The sequence below is a fragment of the uncultured Tateyamaria sp. genome (assembly GCF_947503045.1).
Taxonomy (GTDB): Bacteria; Pseudomonadota; Alphaproteobacteria; order Rhodobacterales; family Rhodobacteraceae; genus Tateyamaria.
The window spans coordinates 1-24,509 of sequence record NZ_CANNCF010000005.1 but is presented as its reverse complement, the minus strand read 5'-3'; the positions used below and the strand labels follow the sequence as shown (position 1 = coordinate 24,509).

Annotated in this window: 22 protein-coding genes; 15 read left to right on the top strand and 7 right to left on the bottom strand. The window is 63.0% G+C overall.

Translation table 11 applies throughout. The annotated features are described in order from the left end of the window. Positions 1-51 precede the first annotated feature (51 nt). Both Q1A89_RS18770 and Q1A89_RS18765 read left to right on the top strand, forming a co-directional pair. A complete protein-coding gene (locus Q1A89_RS18770) occupies positions 52-957 on the top strand; it encodes a DMT family transporter (RefSeq protein ID WP_299732060.1) in 906 nt (301 codons plus the stop codon). Positions 958-1,047: 90 nt separating this feature from the next. Next, a complete protein-coding gene (locus tag Q1A89_RS18765; protein WP_299732057.1) occupies positions 1,048-1,623 on the top strand; it encodes a GcrA family cell cycle regulator in 576 nt (191 codons plus the stop codon). Between the two features lie 76 nt (positions 1,624-1,699). Here Q1A89_RS18765 and cueR read toward each other — a convergent pair whose 3' ends face one another. Then, entirely contained in the window at positions 1,700-2,095 is a 396-nt protein-coding gene (cueR, locus tag Q1A89_RS18760) for a Cu(I)-responsive transcriptional regulator (RefSeq protein WP_299732054.1), read from the bottom strand. Further along, on the bottom strand, positions 2,092-4,473 hold the full coding sequence (locus Q1A89_RS18755; RefSeq protein ID WP_299732051.1) for a heavy metal translocating P-type ATPase: 2,382 nt from the start codon (positions 4,471-4,473) through the stop codon (positions 2,092-2,094). The genes cueR and Q1A89_RS18755 overlap by 4 nt, the downstream gene beginning before the upstream one ends. 156 nt (positions 4,474-4,629) lie before the next feature. Here Q1A89_RS18755 and Q1A89_RS18750 point away from each other — a divergent pair, with 156 nt between their 5' ends. The 6 genes from Q1A89_RS18750 (at position 4,630) to mdoH (ending at position 13,679) form a co-directional block, all read left to right on the top strand. Next, the gene (locus Q1A89_RS18750; protein WP_299732048.1) at positions 4,630-6,270 is read left to right on the top strand and encodes a thiamine pyrophosphate-binding protein; all 1,641 of its coding nucleotides are present in this window, start codon (positions 4,630-4,632) and stop codon (positions 6,268-6,270) included. Further along, positions 6,254-7,462, top strand: a complete 1,209-nt coding sequence (locus Q1A89_RS18745) for a CoA transferase (protein WP_299732045.1) — start codon at positions 6,254-6,256, stop codon at positions 7,460-7,462. The genes Q1A89_RS18750 and Q1A89_RS18745 overlap by 17 nt, the downstream gene beginning before the upstream one ends. Before the next feature lie 176 nt (positions 7,463-7,638). Further along, the gene (locus Q1A89_RS18740) at positions 7,639-8,985 is read left to right on the top strand and encodes a tetratricopeptide repeat protein (RefSeq protein ID WP_299732042.1); all 1,347 of its coding nucleotides are present in this window, start codon (positions 7,639-7,641) and stop codon (positions 8,983-8,985) included. Positions 8,986-9,055: 70 nt separating this feature from the next. Then, the gene (locus Q1A89_RS18735; RefSeq protein WP_299732039.1) at positions 9,056-10,312 is read left to right on the top strand and encodes an OpgC domain-containing protein; all 1,257 of its coding nucleotides are present in this window, start codon (positions 9,056-9,058) and stop codon (positions 10,310-10,312) included. Continuing rightward, entirely contained in the window at positions 10,312-11,844 is a 1,533-nt protein-coding gene (locus Q1A89_RS18730; protein WP_299732036.1) for a glucan biosynthesis protein G, read from the top strand. The genes Q1A89_RS18735 and Q1A89_RS18730 overlap by 1 nt, the downstream gene beginning before the upstream one ends. Further along, complete coding sequence (mdoH, locus tag Q1A89_RS18725) at positions 11,841-13,679, top strand: glucans biosynthesis glucosyltransferase MdoH (protein ID WP_299732033.1); 1,839 nt, start codon at positions 11,841-11,843, stop codon at positions 13,677-13,679. The genes Q1A89_RS18730 and mdoH overlap by 4 nt, the downstream gene beginning before the upstream one ends. Before the next feature lie 102 nt (positions 13,680-13,781). On the opposite strand, the gene Q1A89_RS18720 is transcribed toward mdoH, so the two are convergent. The 4 genes from Q1A89_RS18720 to Q1A89_RS18705 form a co-directional block, all read right to left on the bottom strand. Further along, the gene (locus Q1A89_RS18720; RefSeq protein ID WP_299732031.1) at positions 13,782-14,285 is read right to left on the bottom strand and encodes a rhodanese-like domain-containing protein; all 504 of its coding nucleotides are present in this window, start codon (positions 14,283-14,285) and stop codon (positions 13,782-13,784) included. A gap of 1 nt (position 14,286) precedes the next feature. Beyond that, positions 14,287-14,811: a YHS domain-containing (seleno)protein gene (locus Q1A89_RS18715; RefSeq protein WP_299732029.1), complete on the bottom strand. Its 525-nt coding sequence runs from the start codon at positions 14,809-14,811 to the stop codon at positions 14,287-14,289. Between the two features lie 162 nt (positions 14,812-14,973). Next, positions 14,974-15,762, bottom strand: coding sequence for an SseB family protein (locus Q1A89_RS18710; RefSeq protein WP_299732026.1), 789 nt, complete (start codon positions 15,760-15,762; stop codon positions 14,974-14,976). Next, positions 15,759-16,340 (bottom strand): uracil-DNA glycosylase family protein, encoded by a 582-nt coding sequence (locus Q1A89_RS18705; RefSeq protein ID WP_299732023.1) that lies wholly within the window; start codon positions 16,338-16,340, stop codon positions 15,759-15,761. The genes Q1A89_RS18710 and Q1A89_RS18705 overlap by 4 nt, the downstream gene beginning before the upstream one ends. A gap of 98 nt (positions 16,341-16,438) precedes the next feature. Between Q1A89_RS18705 and Q1A89_RS18700 the strand changes: the two genes are divergently transcribed. From Q1A89_RS18700 to Q1A89_RS18675, 6 genes are all read left to right on the top strand, one after another. Beyond that, a complete protein-coding gene (locus Q1A89_RS18700; protein ID WP_299732020.1) occupies positions 16,439-16,783 on the top strand; it encodes a metalloregulator ArsR/SmtB family transcription factor in 345 nt (114 codons plus the stop codon). After that, positions 16,776-17,807, top strand: a complete 1,032-nt coding sequence (locus Q1A89_RS18695) for a permease (RefSeq protein ID WP_299732017.1) — start codon at positions 16,776-16,778, stop codon at positions 17,805-17,807. The genes Q1A89_RS18700 and Q1A89_RS18695 overlap by 8 nt, the downstream gene beginning before the upstream one ends. Positions 17,808-18,027: 220 nt before the next feature. Then, positions 18,028-18,687, top strand: a complete 660-nt coding sequence (locus tag Q1A89_RS18690; protein ID WP_299732014.1) for an ATP-binding cassette domain-containing protein — start codon at positions 18,028-18,030, stop codon at positions 18,685-18,687. Continuing rightward, the gene (locus Q1A89_RS18685; protein WP_299732011.1) at positions 18,665-20,356 is read left to right on the top strand and encodes a capsule biosynthesis protein; all 1,692 of its coding nucleotides are present in this window, start codon (positions 18,665-18,667) and stop codon (positions 20,354-20,356) included. The genes Q1A89_RS18690 and Q1A89_RS18685 overlap by 23 nt, the downstream gene beginning before the upstream one ends. Position 20,357: 1 nt before the next feature. Then, on the top strand, positions 20,358-21,191 hold the full coding sequence (gene kdsA, locus Q1A89_RS18680; protein WP_299732008.1) for a 3-deoxy-8-phosphooctulonate synthase: 834 nt from the start codon (positions 20,358-20,360) through the stop codon (positions 21,189-21,191). A gap of 28 nt (positions 21,192-21,219) precedes the next feature. Further along, the gene (locus tag Q1A89_RS18675; RefSeq protein ID WP_299732005.1) at positions 21,220-22,716 is read left to right on the top strand and encodes a phosphomannomutase/phosphoglucomutase; all 1,497 of its coding nucleotides are present in this window, start codon (positions 21,220-21,222) and stop codon (positions 22,714-22,716) included. Positions 22,717-22,826: 110 nt separating this feature from the next. On the opposite strand, the gene Q1A89_RS18670 is transcribed toward Q1A89_RS18675, so the two are convergent. Beyond that, the gene (locus tag Q1A89_RS18670; protein WP_299732002.1) at positions 22,827-23,621 is read right to left on the bottom strand and encodes a CPBP family intramembrane glutamic endopeptidase; all 795 of its coding nucleotides are present in this window, start codon (positions 23,619-23,621) and stop codon (positions 22,827-22,829) included. 158 nt (positions 23,622-23,779) lie between these two features. On the opposite strand from Q1A89_RS18670, the gene Q1A89_RS18665 reads away from it, so the two are divergent. Next, positions 23,780-24,280 (top strand): TetR/AcrR family transcriptional regulator, encoded by a 501-nt coding sequence (locus Q1A89_RS18665; protein WP_299731999.1) that lies wholly within the window; start codon positions 23,780-23,782, stop codon positions 24,278-24,280. The last annotated feature ends 229 nt before the right edge of the window (positions 24,281-24,509 follow it).

Below are 24,509 nucleotides of genomic sequence, written 5' to 3'. Positions count from 1 at the left end.
CGCCAGTCCTTTTTCCTTGCGTTGCCCTGCGTTCGGGCGCACGAGCGGCGCATGTACGCCGCCAAGACCCACAACCCGGCCCTCGCCGCATCGCTGATCGCGGTGGCCTGCGCGTTCATTGCGGCGACAACCCTGATTGCCAAGACGCTGGCCACAACGCAGTTTGGTGCGCCCATGCACCCGTTCCAGATCGTGTTCGGGCGGTTCCTGTTCGCCTTTCTGGCCTTTGCACTGGCCAGCCTGATCCTGCGCCCCACGCTGCAACGCCCACATCTGCCGCTGCACGTCGCGCGCACACTCGGGGGCTGGGCCGGGCTGACCCTGATGTTTGCAAGCGTGGCCCATATTCCACTGGCGGACGCGACGGCGATTTCGTTCCTCAATCCCGTTTTTGGCATGATCTTTGCCATCCCGCTACTGGGTGAAAAGGTCGGCAAATGGCGCTGGATCGCCGCCGCCATCGCCTTTGTCGGCGCGCTGATCCTGTTGCGCCCCACACCGGAAAGCTTTCAACCCGCTGCCCTCCTGGCCCTGGGTGCTGCTGTCATTCTGGGGTTTGAGCTGAACATCATCAAGAAACTGACCGGGCGGGAGAATCCGTTTTCGATCCTGCTGATCAACAATGCGATCGGCGTGTGCATCGCCACGCTGGCTGTGCTTTGGGTCTGGATCTGGCCAAGTCCTGCGCAATGGGCCCTGATGGCCACGCTGGGCTGTGCAATGGCCGTGGCGCAGACCTGTTTCGTGAATGCAATGGCGCGGGCGGATGCAAGCTTTGTCGCGCCCTTTACCTATGGGACCCTGATTTTTGCCGCGGTCTATGACGTGTTGTTTTACGATGTGGTGCCCGATGGGGTCACGATACTGGGCGCCAGCATCATCATCGCCGGGGCCTTTTTGCTCGCCTGGCGCGAGGGGCGAAAGGTTCGCTCGGAAGATGGTCATGCTCCCTTGTAACTTTGGCACGCGCCATTAGAATAAGGCGCTGACACGAAATTCCGGGCGGCCCCTGCGAGAGGGCCGCTTTTTAGCTAAGAAAGCCTGCCGATGTCCTGGACTGACGAGCGCGTTGAACTTCTCAAGAAGATGTGGGGCGAGGGCCAGTCGGCCAGCCAGATCGCAAAGGAGTTGGGCGGCGTGACCCGCAACGCCGTGATCGGCAAAGTTCACCGTCTGGGCCTGTCCAACCGCGCTGGCAGCGGCGCAAGCCCCGCCAAGGCCGAAGCCAAGGCCAAGCCCGCCGCCCCCAAGGCCGAGGCCAAGCCCAAACAACCACAACTCAAGACCGAACCGGCGATCAAGCCCGTGCCCGCAGGTGAGGCCAAGCCCAACCTGCCCGCCCGCAAGCAGATCATCCCCGCAGGCCAGCCCCTGCCACCGCAACCCTCGGCCAACGAGATCAGCCCCGAGGCGCTCGCCAAGGTCAACGAGGTCGAGAAGAAATCAAAGAAGATCAGCCTGATGGAACTGACCGAGCGGACCTGCAAATGGCCCGTGGGTGATCCGGCAACCGAGAATTTCTGGTTCTGCGGCCTGCCTGTCCAGCAGGGCAAGCCCTATTGCGAGGCCCATGTGGGTGTGGCGTTCCAGCCCATGTCCTCGCGCCGCGACCGCCGCCGCTGATCCGATTGCGGCTGCGCCACGACATGTTTCAGGGGGCGTTGCCCCCGTCGCGTGCCGCGACTCCCCCATGGTATTTTCAGTCAGAAGAAACACCTGACAAGGTGTTCAAGATCGGGCAGTCCGGCCGGTCATTGCCGTGACAGGTTTGAACCAGGTTCTTGAGCGTGTTTTGCATCGCTGTGAGGTCGGCGATCTTGGCCTCGATTTCGCTCAGGTGTGCCGCGGCGATTTTGCGCACATCGCTGCTGGCGCGGCTGCGATCCTCCCATAGCATCAACAGGGACCGGCAGTCGTCGATGGAGAACCCTAGTGCGCGTGCGCGCGCCAGAAAGTGCAACTGGTGCAGTGCGGTTTGTGTGAAGGTTCGATAGCCGTTGTCGCTGCGTTCAGGCCGGATCAGGCCGATCTCTTCGTAATAGCGGATGGTTTTTGCGGGCAGGCCGGTGGCCGTTGCGTCCTGAGAAATGTTCATGTCTGTCCTTTCCCGCGCAGGCGCAGCGCGTTGGTGACCACAAAGACCGAGGACAGCGCCATGGCCAGTGCCGCCAGAGGAGGTGAGAGTTGCGGCCCGCCAAAGGGCACCAGCAGTCCCGCCGCCACCGGGATCAGCAGCGCGTTGTAGCCAAATGCCCAACCGAGGTTCTGGCGGATGTTGCGCAAGGTCGCGGCACTGATGTCGAGTGCGCGCAGCACGGCGCCGGGTTCGGGCGACATCATCACCACATCCGCCGCCTCGATGGCCGCATCATTGGCCCCGTTCACCGCCAGCCCCACATCCGCTGCGGCCAGAGCGGGCGCGTCGTTGATCCCGTCCCCGACAAAGGCGACGGGGCCATATTCGGCGCGCAGGCCTTCGAGCGCTGCAACCTTGCCGTCGGGGCGCACATTGCCCACCACCGTGTCGATCCCGAGCTGTCCTGCCACATGATCTGCCGTGCTTTGTGCGTCACCCGAGATCATGGCGACGGTCCGCCCTGTCGCCCTGATCCGCGCGATGGTTTGCGCAGCCCCGGTGCGGATCTGGTCGCTGACAGCGATCACGCCGACATGGACCCCGTCGACCGCCACATGAATTGGAGTCGCACCGGTCTCGGACCAATTCTGCGACTGCGCCAGCCATGTTTTGGACGGTCTGATGCCCGCCTGCGCCAGCATGTCCGGGTTGCCGATCACGACGTGCTTGCCTTCGACCGTGGCGGTGGCCCCTTGCCCGGGTGTCGCGGCGAAGTCGGCCGCATCACTCGGCACCGCCTCCGCCGCTGCGATGATCGCCCGCGCAATGGGATGTTCTGAGTGCTGCTCGACCCCCGCGGCGAGGCGCAGCATGCCCTTGGGGTCCCCTGCGGCCATATCCGTTACGGCGGGGGTTCCGACGGTCAGCGTGCCGGTCTTGTCAAAGGCGATCACGCGCGCATCCTGCAGCCGTTGCAGCGCCGCCCCTTTGTGAAACAGCACGCCGAGTTCTGCAGCCCGGCCCGTGCCCACCATGATCGACATGGGCGTGGCCAGACCCATCGCGCAAGGGCAGGCGATGATCAGCACCGAAACCCCGGCGACCACCGCAGGACCAAGCCCGGCAAGCGCCCACCAGATGGCAAAGGCGAGCGTGGCGATGACGAGAACCACCGGCACGAACCACGCGGTGATGCGGTTGACCAAGGCCTCGACCGGCAGGCGCGCGGCTTGAGCGGCCTCGGTTAGCGCAGTTATGCGCGCCAGCACCGTATCGCGCCCCACATGGGTGGCGCGGTAAATGAGGCTGCCGGTGGTGGCGAGCGTCCCTGCACTCACCGGATCGCCTGTGCGCTTGAAGACGGGGATCGGCTCGCCCGTCAGCATGGCCTCGTCGATATGGGTTTCGCCGCTGATCACCTCGCCATCCACCGCGATGCGCCCGCCGGGGCGGACGCGCAAGAGGTCGCCGACCTGAACCTCAGACAAGGGGACATCGGCAAAGGTACCGTCCCGCTCGACTTCGGCCGTGTCCGGGCGCAGGCCCAGCAGGCGGCGCACGGCATCCCCTGTATGCCCCTTGGCGCGCGCCTCAAGCCAGCGGCCCATCAGGATCAGGGTCACAATGACCGCAGCGGCCTCGAAATAGACACCTGCGGGGGGCAAGACACCCGGTGCGAGCACCGCAAGGGCCGAAAACAGGAACGCCGCCCCGGCCCCGAGTGCCACCAGCGCGTCCATGTCGGGGCGCGCCTTGAGCAACCCCGGCACACCGCGCCGGAAGAACCCCGCCCCCGGTCCGGCCAGCACAAGGCCGGTGAGGACAAGCTGGATCGTGTGGCTGGTGCCCATGCCGATGGTGGCCGCGATCCAATGGTGCAGAGCCGGGACCAGGTGGCCACCCATCTCCATCACGAAGACCGGCAGGGTCAGCAGGGCCGCCAGAACGAAGCGACGGAACAACGGCTGCGCAGAATCAATCGGTGCTGCCTCGGGGACCGCGTCGCGCGGGGCGTAGCCTGCATCGGCAAGGGCCGCGCGCAAGGCTTCCGGATCCCCCAGCACGTCGGCGTAAATCTCGTGGGTGGGCAGGCGCGCCTCGGCCTTCAGCACGCCGGGAAGGGCCTGTGCCGCCGCCTCGATCCGCCCCACGCAAGAGGCGCAGGACATATTCGGGATCTCCCAACGCACCTGCGTCACCTTTGCCGGATACCCCGCCGCCGCAAGCGCCTTTACCGCCGCATCCGGGTCGACCCCGGCAATGCGCGCGGAGTGATCGGCGAGGTTGACCCGCACATTCTGCGCCCCCGGCAGCGCCTGCAGGGCCGCCTCGGCCCGCCCGACGCAGGAGGCGCAGTTGAGGCCAGAGATGGCGAAGGAGAGTGAGCCTTGTGTCATTGCCATTACATAGGGGTTCCAGTCGCTGGAAGGTCAAGTGGGGATGGCCCATCCGTTGAAACATTGTTCAACGCAGGTGTGAGTTGTGCCTGTCGCAGACGCATGACAGGAAGGCAAAAGACCGCGACCCAAGTGGAAAGACGACCGATGATAGACATGCCCCCTTCTCCGCCGCGCGCCGCTGATGTGCTGGCCGCCCGCCTATACGATGCCGGGTGCCGCCACGCCTTTGGGATGCCGGGGGGCGAAGTGCTGACGCTGGTTGATGCACTGGAACGGGCGGGCATCCGGTTCATCCTGTGCAAGCACGAAAACGCCGCCGCCTTCATGGCCGAAGGGGCGTGGCACCGCACGGGCGCGCCTGGCATTCTGGTGGCAACGGTCGGGCCTGGTGCGCTCAACGGTGTGAACGCGGTTGCCAACGCCCATCAGGACCACGTGCCGCTGATCGTGCTGTCGGGATGCGTCGATGCGGACGAGGCGCAGACCTATACCCATCAGGTACTGGACCAGACGCAAGTGTTCCGCCCGATCACCAAGGCGACCTTTACCCTCAACACCGGCGCGGCCCATGTGATCGCCGACAAGGCGGTGGCCATCGCGACCGAAGGGCGACCCGGCCCCGTCCACATCGATGTGCCCATCACCGTGGCTGTCACCCCCGTCACGCCCGAGATCCCGACCCGGCGCACCGTGGCCACACCGGTGGTGCCCGCCCCGGCCCAGCTGAGCGAGATGCGCACGCAACTGGCCAGGGCCGAACGGCCCGTTCTGATCGTGGGCGTTGATGCGCTGACGCAAGGATTTGATGCACGTCGCTGCGATATCTCGGAGGCGTTGCGCGCCTTTGTCGACACCTTTCAGGTGCCCGTTATCACGACCTATAAAGCCAAGGGCTTGCTGGCCGAGGATCATCCGCTCGCCCTTGGTGGCGCGGGCCTGTCGCCCAAGGCGGACGCTGTGCTGTTGCCGCTGGTCCAGCGGGCCGACCTGATCATCGGTCTCGGCTATGACCCGATCGAGATGCGTACGGGCTGGCGGGATTTCTACTTTCCCGGCATCCAGACCATGATCGACATCACGGCAGAGCCGAACCACCACTACATGCATCAGGCCAGCATCAACGTGATCGCCGATTGCGGTGCAACGCTCGCAGCCATCAGCGAAGGCGTCGCCCCCCGCCCCACATGGGTCGACGGGGATGTCGCACAAGCCAAGGCGGACCTCGCCGCCGCCTTCCCCTGCGATGACGACTGGGGGCCTGCCGCGATCATCGACACCTGTCGCGCCTCGCTGCCGCGCGATGCGCTGGCCACAGCGGACAGCGGGGCGCACCGCATCCTGCTCAGCCAGATGTGGCCCTGTTACGAACCGCGTGGCCTCATGCAATCCTCCGCACTGTGCACCATGGGCTGCGCCATCCCGCTGGCAATGGGCGCGCAAGTGGTCGAACCCGAACGCACCGTTGTCAGTTTCTCTGGGGATGCCGGGTTTCTGATGGTCGCGGGCGAATTGTCCACGGCGTCTGAGTTAGGTCTCAAGACCATCTTCGTGGTCTTTGTCGATGCCTCTCTTGCGCTGATCGAGCTGAAACAACGCCAACGTCAGCTTGGCAATGCGGGCGTGGATTTTGCCAAACATGACTTTGCCGCGATGGGCCGCGCCTTTGGCGGGGCCGGGCACACGGTGACTTCGCGGGCCGAACTGCGCGACGCACTGGATGCCGCCCAAAACAGCGATACATTCAGCGTCATTGCATGTGTGATCGAACGGGGCGCCTATGACGGACGCATCTAAACCCGGCGCGCTGGACGGCGTCTATGTACTTGATTTGTCGCGCATTCTGGCTGGGCCCACGGCCACGCAACTGCTGGGCGATCTTGGGGCCACGGTAATCAAAGTCGAAAACCCCAAGACGGGCGGCGACGACACGCGCGGTTGGGGGCCAAACTATGCCAAGGGGCTGGACGGCGCAGCCACCGACCTATCGGCCTATTTCATGGCCGCCAATCGTAACAAGCAATCCATTGCGGTCGATATCTCGACCCCGGAGGGACAGGACATCGTGCGCCAACTGGCGGCGCGGGCCGACATCGTGATCGAGAACTACAAACCCGACGGCCTTGTGAAATACGGGCTCGACCATGCCACGCTGCGCAAGGCGCATCCGGGGCTTGTCTACTGCTCGATCTCGGGCTTCGGGCAAACAGGGCCGAACCGGGACAAGCCGGGCTATGATCTGATGGCCCAAGGCTATGGCGGGATCATGTCGCTGACGGGCGAACCGGACGGCGCGCCGATGAAAGTGGGCGTCGGCATCGCCGATGTGATGTGCGGGATGTATGCGACCATCGGCATTCTGGCCGCTCTGCGCCACCGCGATGCAACCGGCGAAGGACAGCATATCGACCTCGCCCTTGTTGACGCACAAATGGCGTGGCTGATCAACGAAGGGTGCAATTTCCTGACCTCCGGGCAGGTGCCCGAACGGCGCGGCAACGCGCACCCCAACATTGTACCTTACGATGCCTTTGCCACGAATGATGGGCATATCCTTGTCGCTGTTGGCAACGATTCCCAATTTGCGCGGTTTTGCGATGCGATTGGGGCGCCAGAACTGGGCCGTGATGCGCGCTTTGTTACAAATCTGGGCCGGATCGAGCACCGCGAGGCGCTGATCCCCGCCCTGCGCCCGCGGCTGGCGGCGATGAGCAAGGCCGAGGTTCTGGACAAATTGCAGGCGGTCAAAGTGCCCTGCGGTCCGATCCACGATCTGGCCGAGGCGCTGGGGTCGGATCAGGCGCAGGCGCGCGGCACGGTGATCAAAGTGCCCCGCGCGGATGTCACAGACGGACACGTCCGTCTTTTGGCGAATCCGCTCAAGTTTTCAGCGACTCCGGTGCGCTATGACCGCCCTCCGCCCCGGTTTGGGCAGGACACGCAAGCCGTTCTGGCGACACTAAAATCCGAAAAATCGCAAGACAACTGAGCGTAATCCAAGCGCTTTGGCTGAAAATCGCCACTTCTGCGCGAGAATGCTGAAATTTTGCTCACAAAAACTGTATTCGCCCTTCACGTGTGCGTGTGGCCCTCGCGCAATGGCTCCCATTGCAGGCCAGATGCTTTAGACCAGAGACACGTCACTGTAAAAAAGGTTCGCCGTTCATGATGCACGATATTTGCCAATCTCCCGTCAGCCTGGAGGATCCAGCCCTTCTGGCGGAATGGAACGGGATGATCCGCGCCTTTATGGCCCACGGGACAGCGACACCAAACCATCTGGGCGCCGTGCTCAGCGGCGCGCCGGACTTTGCCATGGGCCACGCGGCCAAGGGGCTGTTTTCGCTGATGATGGGCCGCAAGGAACTAAACGCGGTGGCCCGCGAGGCCGGACAGACGGCTGTGGCCGCCCTTGCCGCATCCGGCGGCAGCCCGCGCGAGAGGCTTTGGGTGCGCGCCCTTGGTGAATGGCTCGAAGGCCGCCCATCAGGCGCCATCGCCGCAATGGAACGCATTCTGGTGGATCACCCCACCGACACCCTATCGGCCAAGGTCAGCCATGCCATCCGCTTTATCCTTGGCGACGGCGTCGGCATGCGCGCCTCGATCGAGAACGTGCTGGACGCCCACAAGGGCCACGATCTGGAAGGGTATGTGCTCGGCTGCCACGCCTTCACCCTCGAAGAGACGGGCGAATACGACGCCGCCGAGGCCGCGGGCCTCAAGGGTCTGCAACTGGCCGGAGACGACGCCTGGGGTCTGCATGCGGTGGCCCATGTCTATGACATGACGGCCCGCCCGGATCACGGCATTTCGCTGATCGAAAACAACTGTTCGGCCTGGGATCACTGCAACAACTTCCGCTACCACGTGTGGTGGCACAAGGCGCTGCTGCATCTGGACCGGGGCGAGACCGACATCGTGCTGGCGATCTATGACGCGCAGGTGCGCGCCGACAAGACCGATGACTACCGCGATATGGCCAATGCCACCTCGCTGCTGATGCGGCTTGAGCTGGAAGGCGTCAACGTCGGACCCCGCTGGGACGAACTGGCCGATCTGGCGCAAAATCGCACCGATGACGGCTGCCTTGTCTTTGCCGACCTGCATTACATGCTGGCCCTTGGTGGTGCCGGGCGCAGCGACGCCCAAGAGGCGATGACCCTGCGCTTTGCACAGGATGCGATGCGCACTGGCGAGATGCCCGCGCGGGTCGCCAACCCGGGCAAGGCCGCGCTTGCAGGGCTCAACGCCTTTGCCGAAGGACGCTATGATCTGGCTTTCCAGAACCTCGCCGCTGCCCGACCCGCCATGCAGACCATCGGCGGCAGCCACGCCCAGCGTGACGTATTTGAACGCATGACCATCGATGCGGGCCTGCGCGCCGGCATGGTCGATGCAACCGAAGCCCTGATCGAAGACCGCATCGCGCGGCGCGCCGGGGTCTTGGATCGTTTTGCAACCACCCGTCTTGCCAGCATCGGCGAAGCGCGGCGGATTCCTGCGCAATAACGCGCAGGCCATCCCTGCGTATCCGCGCGTGAGACGAGACTCTTTGAATGAAGAAGATTAAAGAGCGGCCATGACGTTTGCCGACCCAACCCAATCCACCGCAGCCCCCGTGGCTGCTGCCTCCGCATCCCCGGTGCGGGTGCGCGACATCCGTCTGGATTTTTTCCGGGGGCTGGCGATGTTCATCATCCTGTTTGCCCACACACCGGGCAACTTCCTGACGTCGTGGATTCCGGCACGGTTTGGCTTTTCGGATGCGACGGAAATCTTTGTGTTCTGTTCGGGCATGGCCTCGGCCATCGCCTTTGGCGCGACCTTTGATCGGGCGGGCTGGGCCCTTGGCACCGCGCGGGTGGCCTACCGGATCTGGCAGGTCTACTGGGCCCATATCGGGCTGTTCTTTGCCACCGCCGCGATGCTCGCCTATCTCACCAATCTCGACATCACGACCCGCAACTACTGGGGGCAGCTGAACCTGTGGATGCTGTTTGTCGAAGGCGAACACTGGAGCAACCCGGACATCCTGTTCCGCTTCATGACCCTGCAATGGGTCCCCAACCTGTTCGACATCCTGCCGATGTACATGGTGATCCTCGCCATGATGCCCATCGTGATCCTGTTGGGCCGCGCCCATATCGGTCTGTTGGCCGCGGCCAGTTTCATCCTGTGGTTCTTTGCCCAGCGCAAATTCATGGAAAGCCTCGGCCTGCCCTACCTCAACTTCACGGCCGAGCCATGGGTGGGCAATGATGACTGGCAGCGACGCTGGTTCCTCAACCCGTTTGGCTGGCAACTGGTGTTCTTCACCGGCTTTGCCTTCATGCGCGGCTGGATTCCCAAACCGCCCGTCACACCGCTGCTGATCGGCATCGCGGCCTTCATCGTGCTGGCCAATGTTCCGCTCTCCAATATCGGCGTGCGCGAATTCGGCTTTGACTGGGCGCGGGACTGGCGCGCGGACAACCGTCAGTGGATATCCAAGACCGACTTTGGCCTACTGCGCTATGTGCAATTCCTTGCGCTGGCCTACCTGTGCTGGGTGATTGCGGGTGACAAGGGCAACCGCATTCGTGCCGGGGCGAGCGTGCTGGGCCAGCTTTGGGGCCGTATCCTGCGCATCATCCTCAAGGTTGGACAACAGTCGCTGGCCGTCTTTGTCGTGTCGATCTTTGTGGCGCGCTTCAATGGCTTTGCGATGGATATGCTGGGGCGTGACACCGGAACATCCTTGGCTGTGAACGCGTTTGGTTGTGGCTGTCTGATCCTGACGGCCTATCTTGCAGGGTGGTTCAAGACGACCCCCTGGAAACCAAAGGGCACCTCCTGATGCTGCGCCGTGAATTCCTTGCAAGCCTTGCCGCTCTGGCCGCCGCCCCGCAATCATCGTGGGCGCAAGAGGCGGCCGAACCCGGGCTGCAACTGGGCGATGCGACGGCCTTTTCCCCGTCCGACGTTGTTGAACGCGCCCGCGAGATGGCTGCGCGCGACTATGCCCCCCGCCCGCTGATCCCCGAGGCGTGGCGCAACCTGACCTATGACCAGTATCGCAAGATCTGGTTTGACGCGCGCAATGCGCTCTGGGAAGGCTCCGATGCGCCGCAACGGATCGATGTGTTTCCCCCCGGTCTCTACTTTCCCCAGGCCATTCGCACTTACGTGGTCGATGGCGATCAGGCCCGGCCACTGACCTTCGACATGGGTGTGTTTGACACCACCGACAAGTTTCCGGATGTGCCCATCGACGACACACTGGGCTATTCCGGTCTGCGCCTGCGCGCCGAGTTGCGCCAGCCCGGCATCTACGAGGAATACGCCGTCTTTCAAGGTGCCAGCTATTTCCGTGGCATTGGCACGGGCGACATCTACGGCCTGTCCGCGCGCGGCCTTGCGCTCAAGACCGGCGATCCGATGGGCGAAGAGTTTCCCGACTTCACCCATTTCTGGCTTGAACGGCCCGACCCGGGTGCGGCCAGGATCATCCTGCATGCCCTGCTCGACAGCCCGTCCTGCACGGGCGCCTACCGGTTCGAGATCATGCCCGGCCAGCCCCTGGCGATGCTGGTCGAGGCCGAGATTTTCGCGCGCACCACGCTGACCCATGTGGGCATCGCGCCGCTGACGTCCATGTTCCTCTTTGACGACATGGACCGGCAACGCTTTGACGATTTCCGCCCCGCCGTGCACGACAATGACGGGCTGATGATTCACAATGGTGGCGGCGAGGTGATCTGGCGCCCATTGGCCAACCCGCTGACCCTGCAGATCTCGGCCTTTGGCGACAACAATCCGCGCGGCTTTGGGTTGATGCAGCGGGCCCGCAGTTTCGAGGATTTCAACGATCTCGAGGCGCTCTATCACCGCCGCCCCGGCCTATGGGTGACACCCGGTGAGGGCTGGGGACGCGGCAATGTGCAACTGGTCGAAATCCCCGCCGACCGCGAGATCTACGACAACATCGTCGCCTATTGGCGCCCGTCCGCAGATATCGAGCCCGGCACCTCGCACAAGGTCACCTATCGCCTCGATTGGGGCAGCGACCCGGCACCCAAGGCCGCAATGCCGCTGCGTGTGCTCAACACTGCCGCAGGCGGACGCCCCGAAGGTGGCCGCATCTTTGCCATCGACTTTGAAAACGCCGACCACGTCCCCGACGACCTCAGCAAGATCGAACGGCTGGTCCGCTCCTCCTCTGGCGAAGTGACCGAAGGCATCGTGCAGCGCAATCCGGCAACGGGTGGCCCCCGCCTTGCCTTCACCTTTACGCCAGGAGAGGCGACATGGGCCGAATTCCGCGCCCAGTTGCGCCTTGAGGGCGGCCCGCTCAGCGAAGTGTGGCTGTACCGGTGGACACAAACATGACGGCGCACAGCCATATGCCCTCGCGCGCGCCGCTGGCGATGCCGGAACAGGACTTTGGTGTCGCACCCGACATCGCGGTGCCTGCGCCCGCAAAGCGTGACCCGATCTGGCGGATTGCGGTGTTTGCCCCTGCGCTGGTCACCACCGCGCTGATGATCTGGGCGCTGCACGGTCTGTTTTCGTCTTCGGGGATGAGCGGGCTGGAATATGTCCTGCTGACCCTGATCGGCCTCACCTTTGTCTGGGTCACGCTGGCCGTGTCCTCCGTGACCGTCGGACTGGTCGGGCGGCTTGATCCCGTTGCGGACGCCCCACCAAGTGCCCCGCTTGATGTGGCCCTGCTGGTGCCGGTCTATAATGAGACGCCCTGGGATGTGTTTGGCAACGCATCGGCCATGCTCAGCGACCTTGAGCGGCAACAGGGCGGACACCGCTACAGCCTGTTTGTGCTGTCGGACACGCGCGATGACGCGATCGCAGCACAGGAATGGCAGGCCTATCAGGCGCTCAGCGCATCGGCCCCGTTCCCTGTCCACTACCGCCGCCGTGCGGACAATAGGGATCGGAAGGTGGGCAACCTGCTCGACTGGATCACCGGATGGGGCGCGGCCTACGAGGCGATGGTGGTCCTGGACGCCGACAGCCTGATGACGGGCCGGGCCATTGACCGGCTGGCCTGCGAACTGGCCGCTGACCCACAGACCGGCCTGATCCAAAGCTGCCCGCAACTGATTGGCGCCGACACCCTCTTTGCCCGCATGCAGCAGTTTTCCAACGTCGCCTATGGCTGGCTGCTGGCCGAAGGGCTGGCCCACTGGTCGCGCACCGAAGGCAACTATTGGGGCCACAACGCGATTATCCGCACACGCGCCTTTGCCGCCTCTGCCGGTATCCCGCACCTGCGCAGCCTGACGGGGCGGTCCGATCTGATCCTCAGCCACGACTTTGTCGAGGCCTCACTGTTGCGCCGCGCTGGTTGGCGGGTGCGCCTTCTGCCGCGCATCTCGGGCAGTTTCGAGGAAACCCCGGGCACGCTGATCGACTACGTGGTGCGCGACAACCGCTGGTGCCGGGGCAACCTGCAACACTTGCGCCTGCTGGCCACGCGCGGGCTGCATCCGGTCAGCCGCTTTCACCTGTTTCAGGGGGCCGCGGCGTATCTGATGTCACCTGCATGGTTTGTGCTGCTGGTGTTCTGGGCGCTGCTGGGGCGGGATGCGACCACCAATGTGATCAGCTATTTCAACGAGGCCAACCCGCTGTTCCCGAACTGGCCGCCTGCGATGACCCATATCGACAGCGCCGTGTTTCTGCTGGTGATGTATGGTATGCTGCTGGCCCCGAAATTCGCCTCGGCCACGATCATCATCGCCCATGCCAAGGCGGTGAAACTCTTTGGCGGGCGCTGGTCCTTTGCCCGCGCCGTGCTGGTCGAACTGGCCCTGTCGATTGCCTATGCGCCGATCATGATGGTGCAACAGACCCGCGCCGTGCTGCGCTGCATCTTTGCGCGCGGCAACGGCTGGAACCCGCAACGGCGCGCAGCCCGGGCCTATCCGCTGACAACGCTGATCAAGTTCCACTGGGTCGAGACGCTGATTGGTGCGCTTTTGCTGGCCGGGCTGCTGGCAGGCCTCGTGTCCTGGTGGCTGATCCCGATCATGGCAAGCCTTGCGCTGGCCATTCCGCTGTCAGCGCTCAGCGCCACAAACGCGAGGATGCTGCGGCTCGACAACCCTCTGACCTTGCGCGAACCCACCATCGTGGCCCGCGCCCGCAGCGCACGTGCCGTGATGCGCGCGCAGATCGAGGCGCCGGACATCGCCGCCGAATAAACGGCGGTCTCGATCTACTTACCTTCAATTTGAATGAATCCGGTGCAGCCGCGCCAAATCAAACATGTCGTGCGCGCGCCAGCGCGCGCCGTTTGGCAGCAGCTATTCAGGCGTCCACGCGACCAGTGGCAACCCGCGTTTCAGCCAGCCGGGTCCGGCCCCCGACCCAAGCATGCCTTCGGGCACGTCTATGATGTTGGTAAAACCAGCGGCTGTCAGCCGCGCCGTCAGCCCGCGCGAACGCACGCCGCGCGCGCAGATCAACGCCACAGGCGCGTCGGTGCGCCCCCCGGTCTGTTCCAGCAATGCTTCGGTAAAGTCGTCGCGGCGCATGTCCAGCGGCACCGCCCCTTCGCCCACACCTGTACGCTGCCATTCATCGGGGCGGCGGATGTCGATCAGCAAAACGGCGCCCGAAAGGGCGGCGCGATGCACGTCGGGCACGCTCAACGTGCCCTCCACCCCGGCCTGGGCTGAGATGTTGTACCAGCGGGACGCAAACAGCGTCCCGCCGACGATCAGGGCCCCCGCTCCGACCCCAAAGGCCCGGCGCGAGAGGCGCGTCGGACCGGATTTGTGAGGATGCGGGGCGTGAACCTTTGTCATATCAGCTCTTTGGTGCTGCGCTTGAGAATTTGGGGATCGGGCTGACCGAGGCAGGCTCGGGATCCAGCGACACCCAGTTGGATGTTGACGACTTGATGTTGCCCGGAATGTCTTCTTCCCAGAAGCTGACGACGGCAGTGTTGATGTTCAGGAACAGTTTGCCATCCACGATCCGCCACAGGTTGGGGTTGGCCGGCACCTTGCCGCCCTGCGCCACACCATAGGCACAGTGCCCATCGTATTGAGGCGCATATTTCGCCGGATCAGCCACAAACGCATCCCGGTTTTCTTCGGTGGCAAAGGCGAATGTCGCGCCATTGTAGTCCGCCGTGATCGAGGCCTTGCCCGGCACACCGGCAGGCTGCGATTGACCCACGGGGGCCTGTTCCAGCCCGAAATAGGCGACCACATCATATCCCGAAACCGCGTAACCGGTGTCGTCAAGATATTGGGGACCAGCAAAGGCCGCTGATCCAAGGGTCAGCGCGCTTGCAGCCGCGGCGAGGGTCAGGGTGAAACGGTTCATTACGAAGTGTATCCTTGTGCTAGAAGTACATTTGGTCAACTGCCAAGCGACAAATGCGGTCTTTGGCCCGTCGCCTTTCCAACTATAAGATGTGCGCCGCACAGGTATCAGACCGTCTCGCGTGGATGTGACCACATGCAAGCCGGACGTGATCGTCCCCCCTTAGCGCAGCCGTGGCGGGCGGTCAGGATCGGACCCGGGCGCTTGCGGTTCCGGTGCGCGCACAGGTGCCACCTGGGGCAGATCAAACCGCAGGCCCACCCGCGCCAGCCGCGCCGTGATCGCATCCGTGGCGTCGAAAAAGGCGACATCCATCGCCCCTGCCTCGATCCCGGAAAACACCAGCGCCTCGGAGGCCGCGCGCGCCAGTGCAGGTTCGGCCCCCGGTGCCGCGCCCACAAAGGCCAGCATATGCCCCCGCGCACCTGCCGCGTCCGTGCTGCCCACAAGATAGGCCAGTTGCGCAAGGCCCGTGGCCGTGGCCAGCTTGGCATCCAGTGCCGAAATCAGCACATCCGGCAGCCCGGTTGGTGCCGACACTTCGGCCAGTGGCACCTCGACCTCGTCGGGTGCATGGCCCAGCGTCTGCGCCAGCCACGCCACCCCCTCTGCATCCAGCAGAAACGAGGATGGCGCCACATCGAGGTTCAGTCCCAGCCCAAGACCCTGTTCGGCCAGCAAACCCGCGATCACCCGCCCCGACAGTGCGGCATAAGGGGCTTCAGCACCGACAAAACCGCTCAGCCGCTCCGCCCGGTCAAAGACCAGCACAATCGGCCCGGAGCCGGGATCAAAAACCTGCGGTGTGACCGCATCGCCCGTTGCCTCGCCCTCGAGCAGCAAGAACAGTTCCGCATCTCCCAGCCGTTCGAAAAAGCGCAGGCGTGCTGCGTCGTCCTCCGGCGCGGCTGTCATCGCGGCGTGGGCGGCGTCCAGCGGGGTATGCGTCATGCAAGTACGTCCTTCACGCGGGCACGCAGGGCGGGCAGCACCTCGGTCTCGAACCACGGGTTTTTCTTGATCCACCCGGTATTGCGCCACGAGGGATGAGGCAAGGGAAAGGCGCGCGGTGCGTGGTCGCGCCAGCCTGCAACGGTGTCCGTCACGCCCGTCTTGGTGCCCAGATGCCAGCTTTGGGCATAGCCACCGATCAGCAGGGTCAGGGGGATATCGCCGATATGCGCCATCGCCTGCGCCCGCCAAGTGGAGGCACAGATCTTGGGCGGCGGGCGGTCCGACCCCTTGGCGTCATAGCCCGGAAAGCAAAAGGCCATGGGCACGATGGCCACGCGGGACTGATCATAGAAAGTGGCCTCATCCACGCCCAGCCAGTCGCGCAAACGGTCCCCCGACGGATCGGTAAAGGGTTTGCCGCTTTCATGCACCCGCGCGCCGGGCGCCTGCCCTGCGATCAGGATACGCGCTCCGGGTTTGAACCAGACAACCGGGCGCGGGGCGTGCCCGGTTTCGGTGGCGGCAAAGCGATCAGCACACAGCGTGCAGGCGCGGATATCAGCAGGCAGGTCCATCTCTCTCAGCTAAGCGGTCCTGTCGCGTTCGGCAATCATTTCGACAGTTATCGAAATAAAACTTGTCGTGATGCAGTTATTTCGATAATTCTAGAAATATGAAAATGGAATCGCCCTCTCCGCTCGATCTGACCCGTGCTGCCAGTGCCTTTGCCGCACTCGGGTCCGAACAACGCCTGTCAGTTCTGCGCACCCTCGTGCGCGCCGGACCCGAGGGGCTGAGCATTGGTGATCTTGGCGCCCGGACCGGCGTGACCGGGTCGACCCTGACCCATCACATGAAAATCCTGTCGACCGCTGGACTTGTGACCCAGGCCCGGCAGGGCCGTTCGATCATTTGCGCCGCCGTCGCCTTTGACGAGGTCGAAAGCCTTTCCAATTTCCTGTTGACCGAATGCTGCGCGGACAGTGCCGCCCCAAGCAAGGATCACCCTCATGGCTGACACAACCACCACCACGGCCGCCGTAAGCTGGCGCAAGCGGATTGACGGCGCGTGGCTGATCTCGGCCCTGCTGCTGGCGCTGGTGGCCCTGTTCGACATTGGCCAGTTCCTGCCAACCGTCACTTTCGCCGCCAAGGCTCTGGCAGGCACCGCCCCGTTCATCGCCTTTGCGGTCCTCGCGGTCGCGTACCTCAAGGCGACGGGGGCCGAGAACCTTTTGGCCAAGGCGTTCGAGGGCAATCCGGCGCGCATGATCGTACTGGCCGCCCTGCTGGGTGGCCTCTCACCCTTTTGTTCCTGCGAAGTGATCCCCTTCATCGCCGCCCTGCTTGCCGTGGGCGCGCCACTCGGGGCTGTGATGGCCTTTTGGCTGGCCTCGCCGCTGATGGATCCGGCGATGTTTGCGATCACCACCGGCGCGATTGGCACCGAATTTGCCATCGCCAAGACACTGGCCGCCGTCGGTCTGGGCATCTTTGGCGGCTTTGGCACGCAACTGCTGTCCAACACGCCTGTCTTCATCGATCCCTTGCGCGAAAAGCCCAGCGTGGGCGGCTGCTGCGGCGTGAAAAAACCGTTCTCGGCCAAGCCTGTCTGGACCTTCTGGCGCGAAAAGGACCGGGTGCTGACCTTTCGCGACACCGGGCTTGAGAACGCCGTCTTTCTGCTGAAATGGCTGACGCTGGCCTATATCGTCGAGGCGCTGATGGTGCATTACATGCCCGCCAACCTCATCGCCAATGTGCTGGGCGGGGATGGCGTGGGCACCGTGATCCTTGGGGCGCTGGTGGGCATGCCTGCCTATCTCAACGGCTATGCTGCGGCACCACTGGTGGCCGAACTGCTGGAACAGGGCATGTCAAACGGGGCCGCCATGTCCTTCATGATTGCAGGCGGTGTCAGCTGCATTCCGGCGGCCATCGCGGTCTGGGCGCTAGTCAAGCCACGGGTCTTTGCCGCCTATCTCGGCTTTGCCCTGACCGGGTCGATCATCGCCGGTATGCTTTGGCAACTGACCGCCTGATATCGGCGCTGTACCCACCTACATTCACCCATCTGTGTGCGCAAAAACCGATTGTTCCACCTTGCGCGACAATGCGCGGTGAAACCTGTACATTTAACATGAACTTAGACATAGTACGGCCATAGTTGAGGATTAGGCCGTTAACACACCTCTGGTAAGGAGGGGCCACGTTACCCACCTAAAGCACGGGGACGACAGCAGCACACCGCGGAGCAACGGGATGCTAGAGTTTGAAAATGTATCCAAGTCCTTCTGGACGGGCACACAGCGCAAGGTAATTCTTGACCGTGTGTCATTTCGGGTGGAATTGGGCAATTCCTTCGGGGTGCTCGCCCCCAATGGCACCGGCAAGACGACGCTGATCAACATGATGGCGGGGCTGGAAAAACCCGACGAGGGCGAGATCCGGCGGATGTGCAACATCTCCTTTCCGCTGGGTTTCATGGGTGGGGTGATTTCCAAGATTTCGGCGCATGAGAACTGCCGTTATATTGCGCGGCTTTATGGGCTGGACCCGGACTATGTCGAAAGTTTCTGCCGCTGGCTGTGTAACTTGGGCGAGTATTTCGACCAGCCCATCGGCACATATTCCTCCGGCATGCGGGCACGGTTTTCGTTCTCGCTGATGCTGGCGCTCGACTTCGACATCTATCTGATCGATGAGGGGATGCCATCCTCCACGGACGTCGAATTCAACCGAAAAGCAGGCGAGGTGTTGCAGGAACGGCTGCGCACCACAACAATTGTCATCGTGTCACATCAGGCCCAGACGCTCGAGAAATTCGCGCGTTCCGCCGCTGTCCTTCTGGATGGCAAGCTGCATATGTTCGACACGCTGGAAGAGGCGAAACGGCTTTATGACTACGAAACCCAAGGCTAGAAAATTCCGCATAAAACGCACCGCTCCGATGACCGGGGCGAGCGAAGCGCCCAAGGAAACGGGCGCCGAACAGCCGCGCGCGCAAGCGCCCGCGCCCAAGAGCCCGCCGCCGACGCCGCCTGAGCCGACGGCCGCACCGGCCGATGTGTCCACGGCCGATCAAGTCGCAAGCGAGAACACCATCGACGCCATCCGCCAGGAAGGGCTGACAGGGCGTCAGTTGCGCATGGCCCGCCGGGTTGCGCAGAAACACAACCTGCCCGCCACATCGGATTTCGACGCTGTGCGCCTGTTGCGCGCCCAGGGCATCGATCCGTTCCAACGCTCCAACATGCTGGAACTTGTGGTGCCACAGGCAGGGGCCGAACAGCACGAAGGTGGGGCACCCGATGCCTTTGCCAGCCTGCCCGCCGCTGCCGGAGGCGCCGGCGCCGAGGCGCGCGAGAACCGTGTCCAATTGCCCCAGACCATCCCGGTCAAGAAACAGCAACTGCCCTCGACCGAGGTCAGTCCGGCGGATCGTCGTGCGCAGGAAATGCGCAACATCCAGCGCGACATTGCCCGCCGTCGGCGCAAGAAAACGGGCATCCTGCTGGTGCGCCTTGCGTTCTTTGTGATGCTGCCGACCCTGCTGGCGGGATACTATTTTTACGCCATCGCTACACCGATGTATGCGACCAAGTCCGAATTTCTGATCATTCAGAACGAAGGATCCGGCGGCGGTGGCCCCCTTGGCGGGCTGTTGCCCACCCAGTTTGCGACCAATTCCGACAGCATCGCGGTGCAGGGATTCCTGCAATCCAAGGACGCGATGCTGCGCCTTGATCGCGATCTCGGCTTCAAGGATCACTTTACTCAGGGCTGGATCGACCCGATCCAGCGCCTGGGCGAAAACCCCACCAATGAAGAGGCCTACAAGACCTACAAAAAGAACGTCAAAATCGGCTATGATCCGACCGAGGGCATGATCCGCATGGAGGTCGCAGCCGCCGATCCGCAAGTCTCGGCCGACTTTTCGCGACAGCTGATCGATTATGCTGAACAGCGGGTGAACAACCTGTCTGCCCAGAAACGCGACGACCAGATGCGCGATGCCCGCCAGGGGTTCGAACGGGCCGAAACCGAACGGCGCGATGCGCAAGAGGCGCTTGTACGCCTGCAGATCGAAGGCTCCACCCTGGACCCTGAGGGCGTCATCGCCTCACTGCGCGCGCAGATTTCGACCCTTGAAACCCAGATCATCGAAAAAGAGATCGAACTGGCCAGCCTTCTCAACAACGCGCGCCCCAACCAGAGCCGGGTGGATGGTGCGCGCGGTACGCTGGAGATTCTCAAAACCCAGCTGAACCTGCTGAACAACAAGATGACGGATGTGTCCAAGGGCGAAAATTCGCTGGCTGAACTGGCCGCCCGCATCCAGATCGCACAGGCCGACCTCGCGGCGCGGGACATGATGATGCAATCGGCCCTGCAAACCATGGAACAGGCCCGCGTCGAGGCGTCCCGCCAGGTCCGCTACCTGACCGTGGCCGTCGATCCGATCGCAAGCGAAGAACCGTCCTATCCCCGCGCCTTTGAAAACACGATCTTGGCATTTCTGGTCTTTGCAGGCATCTATCTGATGATTTCGCTTACCGCGTCCATCCTCAGAGAACAGGTAACCAGCTAACATGACCCATGTTTCAGTCGCCGGCCTCACCATCGGCAACGACCGCCCGCTGACGGTGATCGCAGGCCCCTGCCAGATTGAAAGCCTGGATCAGGGCCACGAAATCGCAGGCCGCATGCAAGAGGCCTGCGCGGCCGCGGGCGCGCAATACGTGTTCAAGGCAAGCTACGACAAGGCCAACCGCACCTCCCTGTCGGGCCAACGCGGGATGGGCATCGATGCGGGCCTCGCGGCGCTCCAGTCGATCAAGGCCACCTTTGGCGTGCCAATCCTGACGGACGTCCACAACGAAGCCCAATGCGCCATCGCCGCAGAAGTCGCCGACATCATCCAGATCCCCGCCTTCCTCTGCCGCCAGACCGACATGTTGCTGGCCGCAGGCAACACAGGCGCGGTGGTGAACATCAAAAAGGGCCAGTTCCTTGCCCCCTGGGAAATGCCCAACATCATCACCAAGGTCGAAAGCACCGGCAACACCCGCATCCTGCTGACCGAACGCGGCACCTCCTTTGGCTACAACACGCTGGTGGCCGACATGCGCAGCCTGCCGCAGATGGCCCAGACCGGCTATCCCGTGGTTATGGATGCCACCCACTCTGTGCAGCAGCCCGGTGGCAAGGGCGGCTCCAGCGGCGGGCAGCGGGAATTCGCGCCTGTGATGGCGCGCGCGGCCGTGGCCCTCGGCGTGGCTGCCGTGTTCATCGAAACCCATCCAGATCCCGACAGCGCGCCCTCAGACGGGCCAAACATGATCTATCTCGACCAGATGCCCGCGCTGGTCGACACGCTCATGCAGTTTGACAGATTGGCCAAGGCCAACCCTATTTCGATCTGACCCACATCCCAAGACCGAGTATTTCCCGATGAAAAAACCCAGCCCGACCGTGACCCCCAACACGTGGGAATTCCTGCGCGATCCGATGATCGCCCCCACCGGATTTCGCGAATATGACGCGCGCTGGAAATACCCCGACGAGATCAATCTGCCCGGTATCACCGCCCTTGGCCTTGGCCTTGGCACACAGATGCACCGGCGCGGGATCAAGCCCGAGATTGCCGTGGCCAACGACTACCGTGACTATTCATTGTCGATCAAGAATGCGCTGATCCTGGGCCTCATGCAGGCGGGCATTCAGGTCAAGGACATCGGCCCGGCCCTGTCCCCCATGGCCTATTTCAGCCAGTTTCATCTCGACGCGCCTGCGGTCGCCATGGTCACCGCCAGCCACAATCCCAACGGCTGGACCGGGGTCAAGATGGGCTTTGAACGCCCGCTGACCCATGGCCCCAACGAGATGAGCGAGCTGCGCGAGATCGTGCTGAACGGCAAGGGCGAAGCACGCCCGCGCGGCGGTTATGAATTCGTGGACGGTGTGCAAGAGGCCTACTTGCAGGACCTTGTGGGCGATTTCAAAATGACCCGCCCGCTCAAGGTGGTTTGCGCGACCGGCAACGGCACGGCTGCCGCCTTTGCGCCCGAACTCTTCCGCCGTCTCGGCGTCGAAGTGGTCGAAAGCCACAACACGCTCGACTACACCTTCCCCCACTACAACCCCAACCCCGAAGCCATGGAAATGCTGCACGACATGGCGGCCTCGGTCAAAGCGTCAGGAGCGGATTTCGCCCTTGGCTTTGACGGCGACGGCGACCGCTGCGGCGTCGTCGATGACGAGGGCGACGAAATCTTTGCCGACAAGGTGGGCGTCATCATGGCCCGCGATCTGGCCAAGATTTACCCCAACGCGACCTTTGTGGCGGATGTTAAATCCACCGGCCTGTTCGCCTCGGACCCCGAATTGCAGAAACACGGCGTCACTGCGGATTACTGGAAAACCGGGCACAGCCACATGAAACGCCGGGTCAAGGAACTGGGCGCGCTGGCGGGGTTCGAGAAGTCGGGGCACTACTTCCTCGCCGAACCCATCGGGCGCGGCTATGACTGCGGCATGCGCGTGGCGGTCGAAATCTGCAAGCTGATGGACCGCAACCCGGACATGAAGATGTCCGACCTGCGCCGCGCCCTGCCCAAGACCTACGCGATGCCGACCCTGTCGCCCTACGCCGCCGATACCGAAAAATACGACATCCTAGAGCGGATCGTGGCCAAGCTGGTGGAACGTCACGAAAGCGGAGGCACCCTTGGCGGACGGGCGATCAAAGAGGTCGTGACCGTCAACGGCGCCCGCGTCATCCTCGACAACGGCGGCTGGGGCCTCGTGCGCGCCTCGTCCAACACCCCCAACCTCGTCGTGGTCTGCGAAAGCCCCGAATCCGAAGCCGAACTGCGCGCCATCTTCAACGAGCTGGACGCAGTCATCCGCACCGAACCGGGCGTGGGCGATTACGACCAGACATTCTGAGGTGCGGCGAACGGCTCGGACGGCAGGTTAGCGGACGAAGTTGCCATTGGCGAGAGCTTCGTCAACTCCTGATGCGCAGGTCAAGGCGTTCTGTCACGAAACGCTCTCGGCTACTGCGCAGGAACCTGCGCACCCACCCTTGGCAAATCCTCGTCCTCGACACCGGCGAGCAGGTACAGACCGACGGCTGTATTGGCCGTAGCAATCGCCAGGTGGATGCGAATATCGATAGGCTCAGCGACATAGGGACCCGCGGTACCAGAGGTCAGGTATATGTAATCCACCAGCGTATGCAAGAAGATCAACGGCAGCAGGCTTCCCGTCCGCAGGAAAAGCGCGCCGTAGAGCATCGCAAAGCCGAAGGTGGCTCCGAACTTATCGATCCATTCGAGTACTGAGAACTCTTCAAAAAACGCGTTCGTCAGATGTCCTGCGCTGAAGATGGCGGCCGCGATCAGCACAGCGCCCCATTTCCCGTATTTCATAAGGACCGGAATCGCGATGCCGCGCGCAAACCCTTCCTCACTGACGCCCGTTGCGAGGACGGCAACGAAAAAGAGCATGACACCGCCTGCAGCGATCTGGACGCTTCCGTAAAGTAGCGCCGGTACGAACAACACCATAGCGGGATAGATCAAGAGATGCACATTGCGGACCTGCCCAGTTAATCCGCTCACCCGCCACCAGCCCATCGCCCAGATCAACCACAATATGAACAACGACTGGACGGTCGGGATGATCGCGCGCAGTGGTGTCAGATCAAACCCGAGCACGTTTGCAGCCACGACGAATGGCATAGCCAGAATTTCCTGCAGGATGGCGAGCGCAATCACGAAAAGGATCGGATAGGCAGCTGCGTGCGCACGGAGTTTCGAAATAGCTTTCTCTCCCGGGTGTAGGATCATTTAAGAAACGATGCGTTTCGTAATGATTCTTGTCAAGCGCCGCCGCGTATCGTCAAATACCGCTGAAGCAGAACCGAGACCCAACTTGCATGCAAAATGACCGACCGAAGCGGGGCAGGCCGCGAAGTGGAAGATCGCGCAAGGCGATCCTTGCGGCAGTGCGCAAACAGCTTCTGGCTGACGGATACCTTCGACTGACAATCGACGCTGTGGCAGCAGAGGCCGGTGTCAGCAAGGCCACGATCTACCGATGGTGGAAGACGAAGGGAGAGCTCGTTCTTGAGGCGGCAGAGGCGGATATCTCGATTGGCCTCGTTCCTGAGACGGCCGATCCGCGCGTTGATGTAGAGGCAGCGATCGACCAGCTCATCGAGACGTTTTCGCGACCGCTCGCGTCGGTGGTTATCTTCGCGGCCATTACGACCGGGGGTAACGATCCGGTCATGGCGCAAATCTTCAGGGACAAATACGTCTATCCGTGGCGCGTTTCAGCCACGTCCACACTTGTCCGCGCATTGCCTAAGCACAAAAGCCACTCGGAAAACGTGCAATTCCTGCTCGACGTCATTGTCGGGACAGTCTTCCAGAGAATCCTCGTCCTGAAAGAGCCGAACACCGCCGGTCTGAAGGACAGGCTGATCGCCCTAATCCACTTGTAGAGAACGTGCGCCCGGTGGCAGGACCGCTTTGGGCTCATTGCTGCCGTCGGTGCTGACGCGGCATGGGCATATAGCCACAATGAACGAACGCAATGGCGGCCCAGAGCTGCCCTTCGCCTGACCATTAAGATGCTGCAGTCGCAGCCCGCAAAGCTGATGGGGTGGATGGCTCCTGCTTCAACCGGCGTCGCAATGCGCCATAGTGCAGGTGTCAAAGTCTGCTTATGAG